The organism is Martinezella sp. CNPSo 3959 (genome assembly GCF_057784355.1).
Genome location: NZ_JBXSOV010000009.1, coordinates 1 through 22,717, shown reverse-complemented (window position 1 = coordinate 22,717; position 22,717 = coordinate 1). Strand labels below are relative to the sequence as shown.

Below are 22,717 nucleotides of genomic sequence, written 5' to 3'. Positions count from 1 at the left end.
AAACCATGAGTGACTCATCATGGCTGTTGCTGACCTACAAGGTTCCATCGGATCCCGCGACAAAGCGGGTGGCCCTTTGGCGCAAGATTAAAGGCATGGGCGCCGTCTATATCCAGAACGGCGTCTGCCTGCTGCCGAAGGCGGACGAACATCTCCGCCGCTTCAAGATGCTCGAAAACGATATCGTGGAGATGGGCGGCGAGGCCGTCATCCTGGAAACTGCCGCGGCCGATGCCAGCCAGCAGGAGAAAGTGACCGCCCGCTTCAAAGCGGATCGTGATGAGCACTATCACGAGTTTCTGGAACGCTGCAGTGACTTCGAAAAGGAGATCGCCAAGGAAACGGCGGCCAGCAAGTTTTCCTATGCCGAGCTTGAGGAAAACGACGCCGACCTGAAGAAGCTGCAGGATTGGCTCGAGAAAATCACCAAGCTCGACTTCTACGGCGCCCCTCTCGCAGCCGCAGCGCAAGAGCGGCTAAAAGCCTGCGAGACTCTACTCGACAGCTTCGCAAAGCAGGTGTTCGAGGCCCATGAGGAAACCCGGAGCAACACCTCCAAGCCAGCGGACGACAAGGAGTGATGATGACGGTGTTGATGGGCGAAGGTCTGAAGCGGGTTGTAAGGCAGGTGGCTCTCCTGAACCTCGGCTATTTTGGGGTCGAGTTTGCGGTGGCGCTGTCGATCGGCTCGGTCTCGCTGTTTGCTGATAGCGTCGACTTCTTAGAGGACGCTTCCATCAATCTACTGATTGCCGTCGCGCTCGGCTGGAGTGCTCGCAATCGTGCGCGCGTCGGCATGGCGCTTGCCGGCATATTGCTGGTGCCTGGTCTCGCCACCATTTGGACTGCCTGGCAGAAGTTTATGACCCCCGTCGCACCCGATCCACTGCCGCTGACATTGACGGGCCTCGGCGCGCTCGTCGTCAATCTTTCCTGCGCGCTGATGCTCGCCCGCTATCGTCACCATAGCGGCAGCCTGACGCGCGCGGCGTTCCTGTCAGCGCGCAATGATGCTCTTGCGAACATCGCCATCATTGCCGCTGGCCTGGTGACAGCCTTCCTCTGGCGTTCCGCTTGGCCCGATCTGCTCGTCGGGCTTGCGATCGCTGCGATGAACGCGGATGCCGCCCGCGAGGTGTGGACTGCCGCCCGCGACGAGCACCGAACGGCCCAGCCGTGAGACAGCGCAGGATCGATGAACCCATGAAGACAGATGCTTCAAAAATCCGGCGCATATCATCCAGGGACGTTCCGATGCTACGCAGCCTTGCAACACTCTTCAAAAAGAGCTGGCCCTTTCTGCTATCGGCGGGGCTCACCGTTCTGGTGATCGTTGCCTATAACCTTGGCGAGGTGGTGGAAAAGCATCATCCCAAGCTGATGGAGAATGTCCATTATGGGATTGCGGCATTCATCCTCTTCGTTTCGTTCTATTTTATCGTCCTGCTGGTCCGCACGGTTTGGACCACAGTGGATGACGATAACGATCAGTGAATTGTCTTGCCGGCAGCCAGTGAGTTGCGGACGTCGGAAAGCACCGGTAGGTAGAGCGGGCTGAGCGTCGTTGCGAAGGTTGCTGTGAGATGGTCTGCGTCCTTGTACAGCGGTAGTCCATTTCGGACCGCATCACAGCGGCCATTGCTGCAGATAGACGGAAGAGGATCGACGATCGTGACCCCATATTTTGCCGCGAGACGGCTCAAGATCGTATGCGAGAGCGCCTGCCGCTTTTCGATGTAATCAAATGGCGGAGCGACATCCGTCGACGTGCCCCGCATCATTGCCTTTGTGATCGCCTCCGGCATGTAGTGGCCCATTTCGGGAACATCCGAAACAAGCACGACCTTGGTACCCTCTTTGGTCAAATCCGCCAGCAGAGTATCAAACGTCTGGACAATCGAGGTGGATCGGTCCTCCAGCGGCGGGGGCACCGACGCATCGAAGTACGGTCCCTCGTTCGGCATTTCGGCGTCATGAGCATATTTGGGCCAGTAGGCGACGAGGAAGACCAGGGGAATATGCTGCGATGTGATGAGATCCCGCACGGCGCCGTTAAAGGCGCCACAGCGTTCGGTATCGCCGCGCGGCGTCAGTTTAACGCCCGGCAGGGGCGGGCAGGACGAATGGCCGGCAAAGAGCCCCTGCATGCCAGCCTGCCTCGCCGCAGCATCGATGGCCGGCGCCATCGCACCGGAATGGGAATCTCCCCATACGACAAAAGATGGCTTGCCCGAACTTTCGGCGCCGAGCGGACAGAGCTTGCCAGCGCGGATGTCTGTCACCGACGGTCCTGTCTCGGCGGATTCGGCGAAGCAGGGTGGCACGCCGAACCGGCTTTCATCGTACGTGGCGGCATAGACCTTTTGCACATCGGCGGGCAGGCGACCCGGGAGTCCAGACTGGTGGGCGATATAGTCGCCTAAGCCGACTGCTGCGACCATGAGCGCCGCAGCGCCGGCAAATAATGGCCAACGCGTCACACGAGCGGAATGACCGCGAAACGGCTGTTCGACGAAGCGCCATGAGAGGACGGCGAAGACAAATGAGACCAAGACGATCAGGGCGCCCTGAGGCAGAGATAGCTCTTTTCCAGATAGCTCGCGGCTGAAGACGATGATCGGCCAGTGCCACAGATAAAGGGAGTAGGAGATTAGCCCCACACCCACCATTGCCTTCGATCGAAGAATTCGGCTGGCCGGGCCAATCTCATCGCGGGCATGAATGATCAGCCCGGCACCCAGGCAAGGCAGCAAGGCTGCCGGACCGGGGAACAAAGTTTGATCGCTGAAACCGAAGATCGCCGCAGCGATCAAAAGAAGCCCGCTGAACGCCAGCCCTGTCCGCACGATCGGCTGGCGCGGCACAGGGAAGGTCCTGAAGGCGAACAACGCGCCGAGCAGGAGCTCCCAAGCGCGAAACTGCAGCAGATAGAACGCGTCTGCCTGCGATCGAAACAGCATCCATGTGCTTGCTGCGAACGAGACGGCCAAAAGGCACGCCAGCAGGAAGATCGCGTGCCGGCGCGCAAATCGGTCGATGATCAATAACAGAAGCGGAAACAGAATGTAGAACTGCTCTTCGACAGCGAGCGACCAGGTGTGCAACAGCGGCTTCATCTGGGCGCCAATGTCGAAATAGCCGCTCTCCTTCTCGAACTGGATATTCGAGGTGAACAGGGCCGCGGCCTTCAGACTGCGCGCGAAATAAGCGAACTCGGCCGGCATCAGCAGGAACCAGGACGCAGCGAATGCAGCGATTAGAACTGCAAACAATGCCGGAAAAATCCGGCGGACGCGCCGCTCGTAAAAGCGGATGAGACTGAATTCACCGCGAGCGATTTCGCCCGAAATCAGCGAGGCCATCAGGAAGCCGGAGATGACGAAAAATACGTCGACACCGACGAAGCCGCCGCTAAAACCCGGAATACCGGCGTGGTAAAGGACGACGGGAATGATCGCCACGGCACGCAAACCATCGATATCCCGGCGATAGGCAAGTCCCGCACCTTGCGCCGGAGCGCCCATCGGGACCGCGTGCGCGGGGCGCGCAATTGCAAGATTCAAATTCTCAACTCCAGCTCAATCATAGCCCATGCCGCCGGGACGTCCGATATTTGCGGCTAATAGGCCGATGAACTGACGACGGGCTGAACGCCGCGGCTTAGGTCCCTGCCTTCCCTCACGAAAAGGTTCAAGGTCACTTCCAAAAAGGCGTTCACATCCTTATCACAGAGCCTCGTCGGCTGTCTCTCCCAAGTAGGCCGTGCTCCAAACGCGTCGAGACGCCGTGATGCCGCGTAAGGGCGCTTGGCTGCCTCAAATGGCGAGGACCTCCGCGGCCGGAGGCTCTTGATCAACTGCCGCCGCTCTTGAGTTCGCAAACGAACTCAAGGCAGCAGACAATCATCGCTCAGGATCTTCCAGACGAATCCTGACAAGATAATCGCCTCTATCACTTCATCGCAGGATTGGCGAACACTAACGGATGATCCCGCAGCTATTCCGAGCGGATATAAACCTGCAGCGTATAGCCGATATGCTCGGTCATCAGAGCGCGTGCACGTTCTATATCGCGGTCGAGGGCGGCGTCCATCAGGGCCGTGTGATGCTCGATCGCCATGGCGTCCTGCAGGGCGGCGGCAGCTTCTTCGTAGCCGATGGAGAGGCCGGCGGCCGCGCGCTGCGTCGGTGCCAGACCGAGAAAACGATGGTGGCGGCGAAGCTGATCCGCGATGGTGGACCGGAAGCGCTGAAGCCAGTTCGATGTCGCGGCACTGACAAGTGCGGCATGAAAGGCATTGTGCTTCTCGTCCCATTCGTCCGCCACTTCATCGGAGGTAGAGCCGAGCACGATCTTGCAACGTGACAGGCGGTAATGCGCCGTCACAACAGCCGATTCCCAATCCGGCCCGCCTTTCTCGATCGATTCCATGAAAAGCGGCAGTTCCACGATCATACGTGCCCGCGTCAGATCCTCCAGTTCGGCACGTGATACTGGGGCGACCGCAAAGCCGCGATTGCTGACAGCGGTAACCAGCTTTTCAGCTTCCAGCCGCGACAGCGCCTCGCGCAGCGGCGTCCAGCCCACGCCGTAGGTGTCCCGAAGCATGCTCAATCTCAGCGATGCACCCGGCCTTAGCCGGGTATTGAGGATGTCGCGCCGCAGCAGCCAGTAAGCCGCCTCCGTCTTGCTCAGGGCATCCGTGTCTCGCATGATCCTCGTCCCAGTCCCGTCAGGCTCAGATTATATATAAAATCATTTGCTGCCGAAATTATATATAAAACCTCCCTATCGTGAATATCATATATCGGAAATTGACAGTCTTGCGGCAGTCGCTATGATCCCGCGTCAAGAGAGCCGATGGAACACGGCTCCTTGTCTATCCGGGAGGAAAATATGCTGAGATCTACATCTAAATGGCTCTCCGGCCTCGTCGTTGCCGGCGCGTTCGTCGCTAGTGTCGCAACGGCATCGGCCGAACCGATCAAGATCGCAATCGCCAATTTCGGCGAACATCCGCAGCTCAATGCTTCGATCGCCGGCTTCAAGAAGGCGCTCGCCGACAACGGCTTCGTCGAAGGCAAGGATGTCGTCTACTCCGAGAGCAATACGAGCTTCGACGCCTCGCTCGTTCCGCAGATGATCGCCAAGCTGCAATCCGAACATCCGAAGCTGATATACACGGTCACCACGCCCGTGTCGCAGATCGCCAAGAAGGCGCTCGCCGGCTCCGGCATTCCGATCGTCTTTACTGCCGTCACTGATCCCGTCGCAGCCAAGCTCGTGCCGTCCTGGGACGCAGGCGACGTCGGCATCACCGGCTCAAGCGATCTGCAGGACATCTCCGCGATCCTAACCTTTACCAAGAAGCTGCTTCCGAACGCCAAGCGTATCGGCATTCCCTACAATCCGGGCGAAGCCAACGACGTGGCGCTGCTCGACAAGGTCAAGGCGGCCGCTCCTGCAGCCGGCTTCGAAGTGGTTCCCGTCGGCGTAGATAACGTCAACGACATCCAGCAGCGCATCGCATCGCTCGCGGGCAAGGCGGATGTCATCTACACGCCCGCTTCCAACCTGTTGCAGCCGGCAATCCCCGCCGTTGCCGCCGCCGCCCGTCAGGCTCAGATCCCGATTGTCAACTCCGACGACGCGGCTGTTCGCAACGGCGTCGTTCCGGCAAGCTTTGCCGTCAACTACGAGCAGGTTGGCGAAAATGCCGGCAAGATCGCCGCGCAAATCCTCAAGGGTGCCGATCCGAAGACGATCAAGCCCTCCGTTCCTGCCTATAAGGACCACGCGCCGCTGATCAACAAGACCGTGTTGAAGGCATTCGGTGCCGAGGTGCCGGCTTCGCTTGCCGATTGCAATTGCTTCACGAAGTAATAGGCGGCATCCTCTACTGCATAATTCCTTAAATCGACATCGATTTAAGGACAGAATTATGCAGCAGATTTAAAGTGCTACAGCGACCTTTGCGCGTCACATGTGACGCGCGGCGCTGTAGGATCAATCCGATCCATGGCGGCGTCAGGGATGCCGCCATTTCATAACCCTATACTGCAGGGGAGGCACGGATGCTCGACATCAAATCCGCGCGCAAGGTTTTCTATAAAGGCCAGCCCGACGAGAAGGTCGCGCTCAATGGCCTGACGCTCTCCCTTAAAACAGGCGAATTCGGCGTCGTGATCGGCTCGAACGGCGCCGGTAAGAGCAGCATGTTGAATGCGATTTCGGGCGCGCTCAGCCTCGATTCCGGTCAGATCCTCATCAACGGCAACGACGTCACCGGCATGCCGGTCCACAAGCGCGCCGCGCGGCTTGCCCGCGTGTTCCAGGACCCGATGAAGGGCACCGCCGCCAGCATGACGGTCGGCGAGAACATGCTTCTCGCGGAACTGCGCGGCAAGAGCAGAGGATTTCGTCCCGGCCTGAACGCCACCCGCCTCGCCGCCTACAAGGAGCGCCTGGCCGTGCTCGGCCTCGGCCTCGAAAACCGGCTGGATACCAAGGTCGAGCTGCTTTCGGGCGGCCAGCGCCAATCGCTGTCCCTCATCATGGCGGTCGGTGGCTCGCCCGACGTGCTGCTTCTCGATGAACACACAGCCGCGCTCGATCCGCGCACCGCCGATATCGTCATGCAGGCAACGGTACGTACGGTCGAGGCGCTCAAGCTGACGACATTGATGGTGACGCACAATATGCAGCACGCCGTCGATTTCGGCGACAGCATCATCATGCTCGACGCCGGCCGCGTCCATCTCGAAATTACCGGCGAAGGCAAGCGGCGCATCACGGTACCCGAGCTGATCGGCCACTTCGCCGTCAAGACCGACCGAATGCTGCTGGTGAGCTGAGATCATGATGGACTTCATTCAGACAACCGTTTCGAGCTTCGTCTCGCTCATCCCGGTGACGCTGGCCCAGAGCTTCATCCTGAGCTTCGTCGTCCTCGGCATCATGATCCCCTTCCGGATGCTGAGCTTTCCGGATCTGACCAGTGAAGGCGCGTTTCCGCTCGGCGGCTGCGTCTGCGGCATCCTGCTTGCCGCGGGCGTCGCACCGCCGCTGGCGATCGCCGTCGCCTTCGTCGTCGGCCTTGCGGCCGGCTGCTGCACGGCCTTCATTCACCTGCGCTTCCGCATCCATACGCTGCTCGCCGGCATTCTGATGTCCACGATGCTCTATAGCGTCAATCTCGCCATCATGGGCAAATCGAACCTCTCCGTCTTCGGCTCGCCGACTGTGTTCGACTGGGTACCCTTCACGACGCCGGGCTTTCCCGCGAGCAAGATCGTCATCGCCGGCCTGCTGGCCGTCATCGTGTTGATCGCCCTCAATCTCTATTTCAAGACGGAAAAGGGCACGGCCATGCGTGCCGTCGGCTCCAATCCCGACATGGCCGAGGCGCAGGGCATCAATGTCTGGGCGGCCACCATCGGCGGCGTCGGCATCGCCAGCGCCTTTTCAGCCGCAAGCGGCGCATTGATGGTGCAGTCGCAGGGCTTTGCCGATGTCAACATGGGTATCGGCATCCTGATCAATGGCCTTGCCGCGCTCATGATCGGCGAAGCCTTTACCGGCAAGCAGACCGTGTTGCGTCAGCTACTGGCGCCCTTCGTCGGCTCCATCATCTACTATCAGCTGGTGTCGCTGTGCCTTGCCGCCGGTATGCCGCCGCCGAACCTGAAGCTCGCCACCGGCCTGTTCGTGCTGATCATGCTGGCGCTGCCGAGCATCCGCCGCAGCCGCGGCGGAGCCGCCACCCGAGAAACCATTCGCGAATAGATTACGAGGCAACGACATTATGGATAGCCTTCCCGATCTCGCCGCCGTCGAGGCCATGGACGAGGCCGACCCGCTGCGCGTCTTCCGCAGCCGCTTCGCCCTGCCCGCCGGCGTCATCTATCTCGACGGCAATTCGCTCGGTGCTGCCTCGCACGAAGTCTTTGCCGAAGTGCGCCAGGCCGCCATGGAAGAATGGGGCAACGGCCTGATCCGCAGCTGGAACAGCGCCGGATGGTTTCATCTGCCGCTGGAGCTCGGCGACCGCGTCGGCCGGCTGATCGGCGCCGCCGAAGGCCAGACCGTGGTCACCGACTCCACCTCGATCAACATCTATAAGACGCTTCATGCGGCGCTCGCAATGCGACCGGGCCGCAACGTGATCGTGGCAGAGGGCGACAGTTTCCCCACCGATATCTACATGGCCGAAGGCGTCCTTTCGACGCGCCCCGGCATCACGCTCCGCCTTGAAGGCCGTGATGCTAGCACCATCGAGGAATTGATTGATGAGAACGTCGCCGTCGTCCTCGTCAATCACGTCAACTACAAGAGCGGCGAGTTGCGCGACATGGCGGCGCTGACGAAGCGCATCCAGGCGGCGGGTGCGCTCGTCATCTGGGATCTGTGCCATAGCGCCGGCGCTTTGCCGGTCGATCTCGACGGTGCGGATGCCGATTTTGCTGTCGGCTGCACTTACAAATATCTGAACGGCGGCCCGGGGGCGCCGGCCTTCATCTATGCGGCGAAGCGTCATCACGCATCGATCATTCAGCCGCTCAGCGGCTGGTGGAGCCACGCCCGCCCCTTTGCCTTCGAACAGAGCTTCGATGGCGATGCCGGTATCAAGCGTTTCCTTTGCGGCACCCAGCCAATCCTGTCGCTTCGGGCTCTGAAAGGGGCGCTCTCCATCTGGGACGAGGTGGACATGGAAGCCTTGCGCCGGAAGAGCATAGCGCTGACCGATCTCTTCATCCGCCTGGTTGAAGCCAAATGCGGCCAATATGGTGTCGACCTCGAGACGACGCGCGACAGCGAGAAGCGCGGCAGTCAGGTGTCCTTCATCCATAGCAACGCCTATGAAGTCATGCAGGCGCTGATCGAGCGTGGCGTTATCGGCGACTTCCGCGCCCCGTCGACATTGCGCTTCGGCTTCACGCCGCTCTATGTCTCATATCACGACGTCTGGCGCGCCGTGACGGTGCTTGAGGAAATCCTGAGCAGCGGATCATGGAAGGACGCACGCTTTGCGGTGCGCGCGGCCGTAACCTGATACGAATATCGGCAGCCGGAAGAAGGAGGCGGAGATGAGCTATTTCAGGGTCACCAATTGGGACGTCGCCTATACCAATGGCGCCTATATCGTCGACGGCGACCAATGGCCGGCAGCCTGGGTCGAGCCGGCAAAATCCTTCCGTGACAGGCTGACAACTGCGGGACGCGCAAAACTCGATCTGGTCTATGGCCCCGCGGAGCGCAATCGCTTCGATCTCTTTCTGCCCGAAGGCGAGCCGCAGGGATTGGTGGTTTTCGTCCATGGCGGTTATTGGCTGCAACTGGACAAAAGCTATTGGTCGCACCTGGCCGCCGGCTCGATTGCTAGAGGATACGCGGTCGCGATCCCGTCCTACACGCTTTGCCCGGAAAATCGCATCGCCGGGATCGGCAAGGAGATTGCCGCCGCGATCACGAAAGCAGCCGAGCTCGTCGGCGGCCCTATCGTTTTGACTGGCCATTCCGCCGGCGGTCAGCTCGTCGCCCGCATGATGACGACGACATCGCCGCTCGGTGAGACAATCTGCAAACGCATTCGGCATGTGCTTGCCATTTCCGGCCTTCATGACCTGCGGCCGATCATGAAGCGCAGCATGAACGAGCAGCTTCGCATCGATGCCGCCGAGGCAAGGACTGAGAGCCCTGCTCTGCTCGAGCCGGTCGAAACCGTCCGCCTCACCTGCTGGGTCGGCGGCGCCGAACGCGCCGAATTCGTGCGCCAGAATGCGCTGCTTGCCAATATCTGGACAGGACTTGGCGCTGCCACTGAGGTGGTGGTGGAGCCCGACAAGCATCACTATTCAATTCTGGACGGCCTCATCGAGGCTGAACATCCGCTGACGCGGGCCTTGCTAGCCGAATAACGTTTTCGCAGTCGGACAAGAGAGGTGCCCTCGGCGCCATCCGCACCGAGGGCATTCCGTTAGCCGCGATTAAGATAATGTCAGTTATTGACAGGCGCATTCATTGCCCAGGCGACGCCGAATGGGTCGCGAACTTGGCCCCAACGATCACCCCAGAACATCACCTGCGGCTCGACGACCACTTCGGCTCCCGCATCGACGGCACGCTGCCACCAGAAATCGAGGTCATCGACGACGAGCTGCATCGTGAAGGACTGCGGCTTTTCCAGCGCATGGCCATATTCCGGAAAAGCGTCGCCGAGCATGACCGAACTGCCGTTGATATAGAGATGGATGTGCATGGTCCGGCCCTTTTCATCGACCGGATACATGAAGGCCTGTTCGGCACCGAAAGCGCGCTTGTAGAATTCGGCGGCCTTCACAGCGCCGTCGACGGTCAGATAGGCTACGACGCCGCCGCGAACCGGCACGCGCGGCTGCTGGGACTGCGTCTGATCTGCTGCATCGGTCATGTTCGTCTCCTTGGGAACGGTTCTAGGTGTCATGCCCTTTCGATGGGCTGTTCCAAGGACGTTGGCCGATCATCCTTCCCGACAACCGGCGCCGAATTTTTTCGATAATTTTCGCGCGCCCGTTCCAGACTTCCGCGACCATCCATGCGCTGGCATTCAGGCGCGCATAAGCCGGGCGGGACGGGCTTCGTTTAAAATTCGCGCCAAGGCATCCTCGCGTGACATTGGTCGCCCGAGCAGGAAACCCTGCACCTCGTGATAGCCCTCGGCCCGCAATTTCGCCAATTGCGCCTCCGTCTCGATACCTTCGGCCAAGGTCACTGCATTGAAGCCGGAGGCAATACCGACAACGGCCCGCACGATGGCAAGATTGCCGGGATCGGCATCCATGCCGGCGACGAAACTGCGGTCGAGCTTGATCTTGTCGAAAGAGAAGGAACGCAGATAGCTGAGTGAGGAATAGCCCGTGCCGAAATCGTCTATCGCGATGCGAATGCCAAGCTCTTTGAGAGCACGCAGCAGTGACAGGCTTTGCTCGACCTCGGAAAGCAGGATGGATTCGGTGACCTCGATCTCCAGGCGTCCGGGGCAAAGACCTGTCTCGCTCAGCGCAGAAACGACCGTGGCCAGCAGGCTCGCATGCCGGAACTGATAGACGGACAGGTTGATGGCCACTTTTAGATGTTCCGGCCACTCCATGGCGGTCCGGCACGCTTCCCGCAGCACCCAGTCGCCGATCGGAACGATCATCCCCGTCTCCTCGGCGACGGGGATGAATTCCGCCGGCGCGATAAGTCCACGCTTGGGATGGCGCCATCGGATCAGAGCTTCGAAGCCGGAAAGAGCGTCTCCGTCCAGACGGATGATCGGCTGGTAATGGAGTTCGAATTCGTCGTTCTGCAATGCCTCCCGAAGCTCCAGCGTGAGCTGGTGGCGGCGTTCAGCTTCAAGCCGCATCTCCGTCTGATAGAATCGATAGGTTGAGCGGCCACTCGCTTTGGCGGCATAGAGCGCCAGATCCGCGTCTCGCATCAGCACATCAGCATCGTTGCCGTGCTCCGGCGCCATGGCAATGCCGATGCTGCAGGTCACATGTTCCCGCACGCCGTCGAGATCGAAGGGTGCCGAGAGCGATTGCAACAACAGGTCGGCGAAGCGCCGGGCTCGCCCGGCATCTGTCATCCTTAAAACCAGCGCGAACTCGTCGCCGCCCAGGCACGCGACCAGATCGCTCCTCTCGGCAAGCTGCTGGAGCCGCTCGGCAACCTGTCGCAGGAGCATATCGCCCGCAGCATGGCCCTTGCTGTCGTTGATATGCTTGAAATGATCGACATCGATGTAGAGCAGTGCGATTGGCTTTTCCGGCCTCGCAGCGGCCACCTGCCGCACGATGTTCTCGGAAAAGAAAGCTCTGTTCGGAAGGCCGGTCAGGGAATCATGCATGGCAAGATGCGCAAGCCTTGCCTCGACGTTGCGCTCCTCTGTCACATCCTGGGAAATGCCGAGAACATAGCGCGGCGCTTGCCCTGACGGAGCGGGAAGTCCCCGCTTCGCTGTCTTCAGGATACGTAATACGCCATCCACCGTGTGAATGGTTTCCTCGAAGTAGACGGTTTCGGCGGTTTCGAAGGCAAGCTTGTCCTGCTCCCGGAAAAGCGCCGTCTGTTCATCGGAGAATATCGCCCGATCCGACTTGCCGATCACATCTTGTGCTGCGTGCCCAGCGATAGCGCCGCACGCCTCATTGAAGAGGATATAACGGCCATCCCACTCCATATCCTTGACGAAGACGCCGACGGGGAGATTATCGACGATGCTGTCGAGCAGCGACTGGGTGGCATCGACCTGCCGCCGTGCCGCATTGACCTCGGTACGGTCCTGCACGATCGCCAGGATTGCTATCTTGCCGTCGAAGCGGATCTCCCGCCCATAGGTCAGAACCTCGAAAGTCTCGCCATCCGCCTTCAGATGCGTCCAGCGCTGCGCCGTCTCGATGTCGGTGCGGTGGTGCACGGCATCCAGCATCCGCTCGCGCTCCACAGATGGCCTGATATCGAGCACGGTCATGACCGCGAAATCCGCATCGCCATAGCCATAGAGGTCGCGGGCCGCATCGTTGACGATCAGAAACTTCAACGTCTGCGGATCATAGACCCACATCGGCGACGGATGTGTCTTGAAAAGCGACCGAAAATCGTCGTTCGGGGCGTCGGGCCAAACGGAATTCATAGGAAGGTCGACCTTGCCAATTCGAGTTTGAAGATTAGCGAATTGGATATTGATAGACGAAAAAACTAAATAAAATCAAAACAGTAACAAGATTAAACTTTAGGCAAAAGCCCATCGAATATGCAACGACAGGCTTTATTCCATTCGCCCCGTTTCATCGATATGGGACCGCAAATGCCGTGAGGTTCAAAGCGCCGCCTTGCCGATCGCATGGATGACGCCGTGCAGCTCGCCAAGACCTTTCAGGCGGCCGATGAGGGAATAGCCGGGATTGGTGGGCTTATCGATATCATCGCCGATCAGATGTCCGTGGTCCGGCCGCATCGGGATCACATGATCTTCCTGGCCTTCTTTGCGGCGCCGCGCCTCCTCCGTGAGCAATGTGCGCAGAATGGCATACATGTCGCTGCGCCCTTCCAGATGCGAAGCCTCCACGAAGGAGCCATCCTCTTCGATCGCAACGTCGCGCAGATGCGCGAAATTGATGCGGGAGGCAAATTCGCGGGCGATCGCCAGCACATCATTGTCGGCACGGGAGCCGAGAGAGCCGACACAGAGCGTCAAACCGTTGGCCGGATCATCGACAATGCCCAGGATGCGGCGCAGATCTGCCGCCGTCGAAACGACGCGCGGCAGGCCGAAGAGGGAAATCGGCGGATCGTCGGGGTGGATCGCAAGCCTGGCGCCGAATTCGGCTGCAACCGGCACGACCTCTTGCAGAAAAGCGTCGAGATTGGCCTGGAGATCTTCTGCCGTCATTCCGTTGAAGAGGGCGATGGCTGAGCGGATGGCGTCGCGGCCATAGCTGTCCTCACCGCCGGGAAGACCGGCGATGATGTTGTTCTCCAGCCGTTGCACGGCCTCCGGCGAAAGCCGTCTCAGCCGCTCTTCGGCACGCCGTAGCAGGTCCGGCGCATAATTTTCTTCGGCACCCTGCCTGCCCAGGACGAAGACGTCATAGGCAACGAACTCCACCATATCGAAACGCAATGCGAGCGCGGTGGTCGGCATTTCGAAGCGCAGATCCGTGCGCGTCCAGTCGACAACTGGCATGAAATTGTAGCAGATCGTCTTGATGCCGGAGCGGGCGAGATTAACGAGGCTGTCCTTCCAGACACCGATCGCAGTTTTCGCCCCTGCCCCGCCGAGCTTGATCGCGCTCGGAACGGGGATCGATTCACACACGCTCCAGCGCAGCCCCGCCGCCTCGACCAGCGCCTTTCGCGCTTCGATTTCGGTCGGCATCCAGACGCGCGAATGCGAGACTTCATGCAGCGCCGTGACGATGCCCGTGGCGCCTGCCTGGCGCGCATGCAAGAGCGGAACGAGATCCTTCGGGCCGAACCAACGCCAGCAGCTTTCCATATGACACCTCCCCATTTGTGGGTCAAAATATCCTTGAAAAGGAAAATGTCTACCAACATACGACGGTTGACACCCCTTATTGACCAACAATATGGTCCGATAGCGGAGGAGAGATGGTGACAGATACCGCTAATATCGAAGATAGAGGTTCGGCGGTCGATCAGGTGGTCGACGCGCTGCGACGGCTGATGCGCGAGCGCAATCTTGGCCTCGGAGACGCACTGCCCTCGGAAGCCGAGCTCGCGTCCATGTTCAATGCCAGCCGCAATACGGTGCGCGAAGCGATCCGCATCCTGAAGGCCTATGGCATCGTCGAAAGCCGCCAGAAGGTCGGCGCGGTGATTACGGATCGCCGCCAGCAGGCGCTGATGGACCTCTTCTCCTTCGCTATCGACATCTCGGCAGAAAGCTTTCTCGATATCCAGGGGTTTCGTCGCCTCATCGAGGTCAATCTCAGCGATCTTCTGTTCGAAACTCTCGACGAAACCGCCATCGACAGGCTGCGCTCCATCAACGACGCGATGAAGGCCGCATCGACATTGGCCGAGGCGGCGGAACTTGATTTCAGGTTTCACGCCGCCCTTGTCGGCTTCGCCGGCAATCAGACCCTGTCACAAGTCTATGGCATTCTGCAGCCATTGTTGCAGCGGCTGATGGAGGCGGGCAAGCGTTCACGCGAAGCGGTCGACAGCGCCTATCATGACCATCGCGCCATCATCGAAGCGTTGGAACAACGGGATCGAATCGCCTACGCCTATCACATGAACCGCCACCTGCAGGCGGGCCTGCAATTCATCGCGCCAAAGGCTGTTTGAGACATCCATTTCATCACGGATACATGACATGAAAAGACAGACGCTCGACACCGGCTGGACCATCTCGCGCCTTCGCGCGCCATCCAGTGCACCGGCCCTGCCCAATACGATCCCGGCAGCAGTCCCCGGCAATGTGCATCTCGACCTGATGGCGGCGCAGCTGATCACCGACCCCTATCTCGACGTCAACGAGATTTCTCAGGACTGGGTCGGTCGCGCCGCCTGGCGCTATCGTCTAGCCTTCGACTGGGATGGCGAAGACGCCGAACGCATCGATCTTTCCTGCCTTGGCCTCGACACTGCGGCACGCCTGGAACTGAACGGCAGTTTGCTTGGCGAAACCCGCAACATGCATCGCAGCTACCGCTTCGGCATCGGCGATCACCTGAAAGGCGGCCGTAATGAGCTGATCATCGATTTCCAATCCGCCTATGAGCATGGCGAGGAAGTCCGCAAGCAGCTCGGCAGCGCCGCCGATATTCCCCAGAATTATCCTGGCCCAAGCAATCTCATCCGCAAGATGGCCTGCAATTTCGGCTGGGATTGGGGTCCGACCGTCGTCACATCGGGCATCTGGAAGCCCATCCTCATCGAGAGCTGGTCGAAGGCCCGTCTCGGCAGCATCCGCCCTGAAATTACCCTGCAAGGCAGCCAGGGCGTCGCGCGCCTGCATGTCGAGGTCGAATGGGCCGAAAAGGGCACGGATAGTGCTGCACTTGTCCTCTCCATCGGCGGCAAGCGCGCGGAAGTGCGTGTCGCGCAAGGCGAGACCCACGCGCTGATCGAATGCCGGATCGACAACCCGCAGGTCTGGTGGCCGCATGGCATGGGCGGTCAGCCGCTTTACGATCTCGACCTGCAGCTGCTCGGCTCGGACGGTGCGGCGCTCGACGGCTGGAAGCGGCGCGTCGGCTTCCGCTCCGTGCGGCTGGATACGACGCCGGACGAGATCGGCTCGGCCTTTACACTCGTCATCAACGACGTGCCGGTCTTTGCCCGCGGCGCCAACTGGATCCCCGATGATTGCTTCCTGCCGCGCGTGACGCGTGAACGCTACCGTGAGCGGATCGCCCAGGCCCGTGATGCCAATATGAACATGCTGCGAGTCTGGGGCGGCGGCATCTATGAGACCGATACGTTCTACGAGGAATGCGATGCCGCCGGCATCATGGTCTGGCAGGATTTCCTGTTTGCCTGCGCCACCTATCCCGAAGAAGAGCCCGTCTACAGCGAGATCGAGGCGGAAGCGCGCGAGGCGATCACGAGGCTCATGCCCTACGCCTCTCTGGTGATCTGGAACGGCAACAACGAGAATATCTGGGGCTATTTCGACTGGGGCTGGCAGGATGTGCTCGGCAATCGCCCATGGGGCGCCGGCTACTACCTCGACCTCCTGCCGAAACTGGTAGCCGAGATCGATCCCACCCGACCCTATTGGCCGGGCAGCCCCTATTCTGGCTCCATGGAGATCGCGCCGAACGCGGACGAGCATGGCTGCAAGCACATATGGGACGTCTGGAACGAGGTAGGCTACGAGACCTACCGCAACTATATCCCACGCTTCTGCTCCGAATTCGGCTGGCAGGCACCACCGACCTTCGCAACTCTTACCCAATCCGTTCGCGAGAAGGACCGCGCCCCGGCCTCTCCCGCGGTCATGCACCACCAGAAGGCAACCGGCGGCAACGACAAGCTTCTGCAAGGGTTGGAAGGCTGGTTTCCTCACCCGCAAAATTTCGACGACTGGCTCTTCGTCACGCAGCTGAACCAGGCGCGCGCGATCAGCTTCGGCATCGACCACATGCGCTCACATCGGCCGACCTGCATGGGAACCATCGTCTGGCAGCTCAACGATTGCTGGCCGGTGACCTCCTGGGCGGCCGTCGATGGCGCTGGCCGGAAGAAGCCGCTCTGGTATGCCTTGAAGCATAGCTATGCGCCGCATCTCCTCACCATCCAGCCGCGTGGTGATGGCTTGGCTGCGGTCGCCGTTAATGACGCGACCCTATTCTGGCGCGTGCCCTTCACAGTCGAGCGCTTCGATTTCAACGGCAAACTGCTTGCCCGCCACCACGTCTGGCGCATCCTGTGCGATCGCTTCGAGAACGCCGATACCGAGATCCCGGCCGAGGTCGCGACCCCAAGCGATCCGCGCCGCGAATATCTGCGCGCCCGCCTCGGCGATGCGGAAGCGTGGTGGTTCTTCGAGAAGGACATGAAGCTGCAATACCCCCAGCCTCGCTTTGATATCGAGACCATCCAGACGACGGACGGGATCACCGTAACCATCACCGCCCAGTCGCTCCTGCGCGATGTCTGCCTGTTCGTCGATCGCATCAATCCGAATGCCGAGGTCGACGACATGCTGGTCAATCTCGCGCCCGGCGAAAGCAGGACGTTCAAGATAAAAGGCATCTCAAAGGAGGCTTTCGACGATGCCGATCTTTCGGCAATCCTTCGCACGGCCAATCAGGTTGCGGAATGCCCGCATCACTGACACCGGGTACTCTCTCGCGGAAAATACCCGGCGCATTGCGCCGGATCGAGGCCTATATTTTCCGTATGCCGTCACAAAAGATTGCGTCGGTGAATGGCGAATTGCCTTCTATGATCGGGCGCCGCCTTGTGATCTAGTGCCCCTCATCCGATCCATGAATCAGCGAGATCACGCTTATGTCCTCGGGCACCAATCGCAGCTTTCAAACGCCCCGCCGCGAAGAACTTGGCCTCATCACCCTCAGCAATACCGCCGGTCTTTCGGCTTCGGCCCTGCCGAATGGCACGCTGTTTTCGATCGACTTTGCCGACCAGCAGGGCGGCGTCATGATCAATCAGGTCCTCGGTTCGCCGGTCTATGGCGGCATAGGCCGGCTCTATCTGCGCGTCGGCGGTGCGGCGCCGGCGACTGCGGAAATCGTCGGGCCAAAGGCTACCGTGCAGTTCGGCCATGGCAGAAACGCTTTTTCCTGGAGCGGCGAGACGGCAGGTGTGAAGCATACGGTCAGCCTGCGGCTGCACCCGAATAAGACCGTATGGTTCTGGCAAGTTTCGCTGGAAAACAGCACCAATGCGACGCTTTCGGCCGACCTCGTTCTCGTTCAGGATGTCGGCCTCGGCGATCGCGGCTTCCTGATGAACAGCGAAGCCTATGCCTCGCAATATATCGATCACCACATTGCCGATCATAGCGCCTTCGGCCCTGTCATCATGGTCAGGCAGAACCTCAAGCAGGGTGGCGGGCGAAATCCGTGGCTCGCACAAGGCTGCCTCGAGGGTGCGGCGGCCTACGCGACCGATGCAATCCAGCTTCTCGTGCCGTCCAAGGGCAATGATGGCGTCATGGTGCCGGACTTCGGCGCCAGCCTGCCCAGCGTGCGCCGCCAGCACGAAGTCGCCTGCCCGACAATACAGTCGAAGCCGCTTTCCCTTGCAGCAGGTGCCGCCGCCGCGACGACCTTCTTCGGCCTCTTCGTTGCCGATCATCCGGCCGCTTCCAGCGACGCCGATCTTGCCAATCTCGATAGCCTGCCGGCGCTTCAAAGTGAGCTGGCAGCGGAGACGGTAGCAGCTGGACAACCGGTGCGCAGCCTCGTGCAGGACGCGCCGCTTGCCGAAAGCGACGATCTGGATCAAGCCGCGATCAATACGCTCTACCCCCAGCGTATGCTGGAAGAACACGCCGACGGGAAGCCGCTTTCCTTCTTCGTGTCCGACGGGCCGCATAACAGGCACATCGTGCTGCGCGAAAAGGAGCGACACATAGCCCGCCGCCATGGCGCCATCGTCCGCAGCGGCCAGAACATGCTGCTCGATGACCAGACACTGGCGGCCACCTGCTGGATGCAGGGCATCTTCGCGGCGCAGCTGACCATCGGCAACACGTCTTTCCACAAGCTGTTTTCGGTCTCGCGCGATCCCTACAATCTGACCCGGTCGAGCGGCCTGCGCATCCTCGTTGATCTCGGCGATGGCTGGCGCCTGCTTGGCGTGCCTGCCGCCTTCGAAATGGGCTTGAGCGACACGCGTTGGATCTACCGGCTTTCCGGTCGAACCATCACCGTATCGGCAATCGCCTCCGGCGACGACCCGGCGATGCAATGGAGCGTTTCCGTAGAGGGCGCCGCCTGCCGCTTCCTCGTATTCGGTCAAATCGTGCTTGGCGAACGTGATTATGAAGCTGTGGCGAACATCGCGGTCGATACGGCGGGCAAGCGCATCTCTTTCCGGCCGCAGCCGTCCTGGCTGTGGGACCGGTATCCGAAGGCTGGATACCATCTCGTCACCTCGACCCCGGATGCGTTCGAAGCCGTTGGTGGCGATGAACTACTCTACAGCGACGGCAACGCCCGCAACGGCCCATTCATCGCTCTGAAATCGCACCCGACGAAAGCACTGCGCTTTGCCGTCACGGGCTCGATGACCGATCCGGATACGGCCGAAGCCCTTGCCGCGCGCTATGCCGCGGGTGTTGAAAGCGAAGAAATGCTCGCGCCCGCGCGCCGCTTCTGGAGCCATGTGACGCGGGGCGCGCGCATCGAGGGTGATGGCCGAGATGTGGCGGCGCAGGCCGTGATGCTGCCCTGGATCGCACATGACGCCATCGTGCATCTCAGCGTGCCGCACGGGCTTGAACAATATACGGGAGCTGCCTGGGGCACGCGCGATGTCTGCCAGGGGCCGATCGAATTCCTGCTTGCCTACGAGCATGACGAAGAAGTCCGGCGGATCCTTTTAACGCTCTTTTCCGAGCAGTACCGCGATCGCGGCGACTGGCCGCAATGGTTCATGCTGGAGCCCTACGCCAATATCCGCGCCGGCGAGGCGCATGGCGATATCGTTGTCTGGCCGCTGAAGGCGCTCTGCGATTACATTGAGGCGACCGGCGACATCGCCTTCCTTGCCAAAACGGTGCCGTGGCGTGCCGACGACACGATGCAGCTGACATCGGAACGCGCGACGATCTCCGATCACATCGAAAAACTGCTGGACACCGTGCGCAGCCGCTTCGTGCCGGGCACAAGCCTCATCCGCTACGGCGAAGGCGACTGGAACGACAGCCTGCAGCCGGCCGATCCGCATTTGCGCGACTGGATGGTCAGCAGCTGGACCGTTTCACTTCTGTATGAACAGCTTGTGCGCTATGCGAACATCCTGACGCTCGCCAGCCGCAATGAGGAAGCGCAGTCGCTGCAGGCGACCGCCGTTGCCATGCACGCCGATTTCAACAGGCTCCTGATGCGGGACGGCATCGTCGCTGGCTACGGCGTCTTCGATCCGAGCCATGACGGCGTCGAATTGCTGCTGCATCCGGAGGATACCCGCACCGGCCTGCATTATTCGCTGATCGCGATGACGCAGCCGATGATCGGCGGGCTGTTCACTCCAGAGCAGCGCCACGCGCACATGAAGCTAATCCGCGAGAACCTACTGTTCCCGGACGGTGTGCGGCTGATGGAAAAGCCGGCGACCTATTCCGGTGGTCCGGAAAAGCTCTTCCGGCGTGCCGAATCCTCGTCCTTCTTCGGTCGCGAGATCGGGCTCATGTATGTGCATGCGCATCTGCGCTACTGCGAAGCCCTAGCGCTCGAAGACGACGCGGAGGCGGTGTGGGCGGCACTTGCGCTCGCCAACCCGATTGCGGTCAGCGGCCGGGTGGAACATGCGTCGCTCCGCCAGCGCAACACCTACTTCAGCAGCAGCGACGCGGCTTTCGCCGACCGTTATCAGGCTTCTGCGGAATGGGCACGCGTCAAGGCCGGCGACATCGCCGTCGATGGCGGCTGGCGCATCTATTCGAGCGGCCCTGGTCTCTACACCAAGAGCCTGATCGGCAACGTTTTCGGCTTCAAGCGGCAATTCGGCGAGCGTATCCGCAAGCCGTTGTTGCCGGCCTCGATCGGCGCTTGCGATGTCAAGCTGGATTTCGGGGCTTGAGCAAGATCAAATGAACAAGGCCGCTTTTGCGGCCTTTTTTCTCACGCAGGCTACCGCCGGTGCGTGCGAAGCGCAACAGTTCGATCAGCACGGCACAGGCTGATGATACCCGGCCGGTTTAGCAATCGGTTATCGAGCCGCCTCCACCACAACTGTTTTCACATGGTCATAGCGCGCACGAAAGGTCGATTCGACCTGAATGGATCGCGGTGGAAGCCGCGAATACGCGGCAAAGCTGAGCTCGACGAACCTCTCGAGGGAAATAAGTCGATACTCGTCCGGCAGCTTGAAAAGGTAGGAGCCCTGGGTTCCGAAAGCCTCGGCAATTTCGGGATAGACCGGATAGCACGCCCCGTTCAGGAAATCGTCGACGGGCTTGATACCACTTGCAATGGGCTCGACCCCTAGCCGCTTCAAAAAGTTGCCGGCAATATCGTGGATGCAGCGGATCTTCGGATGATTCACCGAATACATGAAGGCTTCGCCTCGCGACCATTGTGCGAAGCAGGGCGCGATATCCAGACCATATTCTGCAAAATGCTTAAGGAGCCGCGCCCGCTCCTGTTCCCAGCGTGCGAAAAAGCCACATCGTTCGAAAACATCGCGCCGAAAGAACTTCCGGGTCGTTTCTACACTTAACCCGACTTCGTACGCCGCCAGGACGATCATGGAATGATAAAAGCCCATCGGGCCTTGGACCGGGCCAGGCGAGAAGGCATAGCAGATATCTGGATGATAGGCATCGAAGCTGATCGACGGGATGAAATCGAGATTCTGGGCGATACTGAAATCGAAATCCATACTGTAAAAGCGGGGATGGAGAAGCACCCTGAAATAACGGGGTAATTCCTGCTTGTATTTCTCGATATTTTTCGTGAATGCCCATATGTCGATTGCATCGATATGGAAACGAGAGGAAAGAAGCCTCAGGGAGTTCGCAAGTTCGTAGGTTTGGCAATTCGACAGTACGAGCCAAGTCTCCATCAGGTAATCACCTCAACACGCCGCACACAACCTCCGCTATCAGATTGAAATTCCGACTATTTATCTCGATGGAAGCTTCTCCGCGAGATCAAATATGGCAGTAAGCCATTGTTTTGTTGATGGGTTGGGCTTGTCTATATCGATGACGTCAGGGCTGTCCGAATTGCGGCGAGAATGGCGGTTGTCGGGCGCCGGCATATGCATCCGGCGAATCGACCTCAGCGCCTTCGCTTTAACTTGGCTACCTATTGCCGCGTCTTTATCGACTTTCTGGTTAACCGAATCGACTAAGCTCACCCGGATGTGCAAAGCCCGGAGGCGGATTTGGAAACGGCGCTCTATCTCCCGATCAAGTCATTTCTCGAAGCAGCCGGCTATGCGGTAAAAGGCGAGATCGGCGGCTGCGACCTTGTCGGCCTGACTGATGGCGAGCCGCCCGTCGTCGTCATCTGCGAACTGAAGATGACCTTCAACCTCGAACTCATCCTACAGGCGGTAGATCGCGCCGCTGCCAGTGACGAGGTCTGGATCGCAGCCCGCGTCTCGGCAAAGGGCAAGGGTCGGGAAGGCGATCGCCGGTTCCGCGATTTATGCCGAAGGCTCGGCTTCGGCATGCTCACCGTCTCCGACAACGACCAAGTCGACATCGTCGTCAGTCCCGTCGCGCCGATGCCCCGCAAGAATGCACGGCGCAGATCGCGCCTTGTCGACGAACATCGTCGGCGCAAGGGCGACCCCGCTCTTGGCGGCAGCACCCGCAAGCCGATCATGACCGCCTATCGCCAACAGGCCCTTGCCTGCGCTGCCGCTATCGAAAACGGCGTGCAACGCCCGAAGGATATGCGCGAAGCGGCACCGAAGGCGCCACAAATTCTGAGAGATAATGTCTATGGCTGGTTCGAGCGCATCGACCGTGGCATCTACGCGCTGACGGAGCTTGGAATAGAAGCCCTCAAGCGTT

General features: G+C 60.2%; 18 protein-coding genes. 12 read left to right on the top strand and 6 right to left on the bottom strand.

Annotated elements, in window-relative coordinates; all coding sequences use genetic code 11:
• The first annotated feature begins 5 nt into the window (after window positions 1-5).
• The 3 genes from AC13RE_RS18925 (at window position 6) to AC13RE_RS18915 (ending at window position 1,494) form a co-directional block, all read left to right on the top strand.
• A complete protein-coding gene (locus AC13RE_RS18925) occupies window positions 6-581 on the top strand; it encodes a Chromate resistance protein ChrB (protein WP_488483855.1) in 576 nt (191 codons plus the stop codon).
• The gene (locus AC13RE_RS18920) at window positions 581-1,180 is read left to right on the top strand and encodes a cation efflux transmembrane domain-containing protein (RefSeq protein WP_488564066.1); all 600 of its coding nucleotides are present in this window, start codon (window positions 581-583) and stop codon (window positions 1,178-1,180) included. The genes AC13RE_RS18925 and AC13RE_RS18920 overlap by 1 nt, the downstream gene beginning before the upstream one ends.
• A gap of 74 nt (window positions 1,181-1,254) precedes the next feature.
• The gene (locus AC13RE_RS18915) at window positions 1,255-1,494 is read left to right on the top strand and encodes a hypothetical protein (RefSeq protein WP_488564065.1); all 240 of its coding nucleotides are present in this window, start codon (window positions 1,255-1,257) and stop codon (window positions 1,492-1,494) included.
• Here AC13RE_RS18915 and AC13RE_RS18910 read toward each other — a convergent pair.
• Window positions 1,488-3,563 (bottom strand): acyltransferase family protein, encoded by a 2,076-nt coding sequence (locus AC13RE_RS18910; protein WP_488564064.1) that lies wholly within the window; start codon window positions 3,561-3,563, stop codon window positions 1,488-1,490. The two genes, AC13RE_RS18915 and AC13RE_RS18910, sit on opposite strands and share 7 nt — an antisense overlap.
• Before the next feature lie 433 nt (window positions 3,564-3,996).
• Window positions 3,997-4,713, bottom strand: coding sequence for a GntR family transcriptional regulator (locus tag AC13RE_RS18905; protein WP_488564063.1), 717 nt, complete (start codon window positions 4,711-4,713; stop codon window positions 3,997-3,999).
• Between the two features lie 183 nt (window positions 4,714-4,896).
• Here AC13RE_RS18905 and AC13RE_RS18900 point away from each other — a divergent pair, with 183 nt between their 5' ends.
• The 5 genes from AC13RE_RS18900 to AC13RE_RS18880 all read left to right on the top strand — a co-directional run bounded on the left by AC13RE_RS18900 (window position 4,897) and on the right by AC13RE_RS18880 (window position 9,917).
• The gene (locus AC13RE_RS18900) at window positions 4,897-5,883 is read left to right on the top strand and encodes an ABC transporter substrate-binding protein (protein WP_112335734.1); all 987 of its coding nucleotides are present in this window, start codon (window positions 4,897-4,899) and stop codon (window positions 5,881-5,883) included.
• 191 nt (window positions 5,884-6,074) lie between these two features.
• Entirely contained in the window at window positions 6,075-6,854 is a 780-nt protein-coding gene (locus tag AC13RE_RS18895; protein ID WP_488564062.1) for an ABC transporter ATP-binding protein, read from the top strand.
• 7 nt (window positions 6,855-6,861) lie between these two features.
• Complete coding sequence (locus AC13RE_RS18890; RefSeq protein WP_132719563.1) at window positions 6,862-7,785, top strand: ABC transporter permease; 924 nt, start codon at window positions 6,862-6,864, stop codon at window positions 7,783-7,785.
• Between the two features lie 19 nt (window positions 7,786-7,804).
• Window positions 7,805-9,052 (top strand): kynureninase, encoded by a 1,248-nt coding sequence (kynU, locus tag AC13RE_RS18885; RefSeq protein ID WP_488564061.1) that lies wholly within the window; start codon window positions 7,805-7,807, stop codon window positions 9,050-9,052.
• Window positions 9,053-9,086: 34 nt separating this feature from the next.
• Window positions 9,087-9,917, top strand: coding sequence for an alpha/beta hydrolase (locus AC13RE_RS18880; protein ID WP_488564060.1), 831 nt, complete (start codon window positions 9,087-9,089; stop codon window positions 9,915-9,917).
• Between the two features lie 80 nt (window positions 9,918-9,997).
• Here the strand turns inward: AC13RE_RS18880 and AC13RE_RS18875 are convergent, their stop codons facing one another.
• From AC13RE_RS18875 to uxuA, 3 genes are all read right to left on the bottom strand, one after another.
• A complete protein-coding gene (locus tag AC13RE_RS18875) occupies window positions 9,998-10,429 on the bottom strand; it encodes a VOC family protein (RefSeq protein ID WP_488564059.1) in 432 nt (143 codons plus the stop codon).
• 156 nt (window positions 10,430-10,585) lie between these two features.
• Window positions 10,586-12,658: a putative bifunctional diguanylate cyclase/phosphodiesterase gene (locus tag AC13RE_RS18870; protein ID WP_488564058.1), complete on the bottom strand. Its 2,073-nt coding sequence runs from the start codon at window positions 12,656-12,658 to the stop codon at window positions 10,586-10,588.
• A gap of 186 nt (window positions 12,659-12,844) precedes the next feature.
• Window positions 12,845-14,023 carry a mannonate dehydratase gene (gene uxuA, locus AC13RE_RS18865; RefSeq protein ID WP_488564057.1) on the bottom strand — a complete coding sequence of 393 codons (1,179 nt, stop codon included), beginning with the start codon at window positions 14,021-14,023 and terminating at the stop codon, window positions 12,845-12,847.
• Between the two features lie 113 nt (window positions 14,024-14,136).
• Between uxuA and AC13RE_RS18860 the strand changes: the two genes are divergently transcribed.
• From AC13RE_RS18860 to AC13RE_RS18850, 3 genes are all read left to right on the top strand, one after another.
• Complete coding sequence (locus AC13RE_RS18860; protein WP_488564056.1) at window positions 14,137-14,838, top strand: FadR/GntR family transcriptional regulator; 702 nt, start codon at window positions 14,137-14,139, stop codon at window positions 14,836-14,838.
• A gap of 28 nt (window positions 14,839-14,866) precedes the next feature.
• Window positions 14,867-17,335, top strand: coding sequence for a glycoside hydrolase family 2 protein (locus AC13RE_RS18855; RefSeq protein ID WP_488564055.1), 2,469 nt, complete (start codon window positions 14,867-14,869; stop codon window positions 17,333-17,335).
• Window positions 17,336-17,511: 176 nt separating this feature from the next.
• Window positions 17,512-20,772 (top strand): GH36-type glycosyl hydrolase domain-containing protein, encoded by a 3,261-nt coding sequence (locus tag AC13RE_RS18850; RefSeq protein WP_488564054.1) that lies wholly within the window; start codon window positions 17,512-17,514, stop codon window positions 20,770-20,772.
• Window positions 20,773-20,901: 129 nt separating this feature from the next.
• On the opposite strand, the gene AC13RE_RS18845 is transcribed toward AC13RE_RS18850, so the two are convergent.
• Window positions 20,902-21,756: a WcbI family polysaccharide biosynthesis putative acetyltransferase gene (locus AC13RE_RS18845; protein WP_488564053.1), complete on the bottom strand. Its 855-nt coding sequence runs from the start codon at window positions 21,754-21,756 to the stop codon at window positions 20,902-20,904.
• Window positions 21,757-22,080: 324 nt separating this feature from the next.
• Between AC13RE_RS18845 and AC13RE_RS18840 the strand changes: the two genes are divergently transcribed.
• A partial coding sequence (locus AC13RE_RS18840) for a DUF2161 domain-containing phosphodiesterase (RefSeq protein ID WP_488564052.1) occupies window positions 22,081-22,717 on the top strand: 637 nt, incomplete at its 3' end.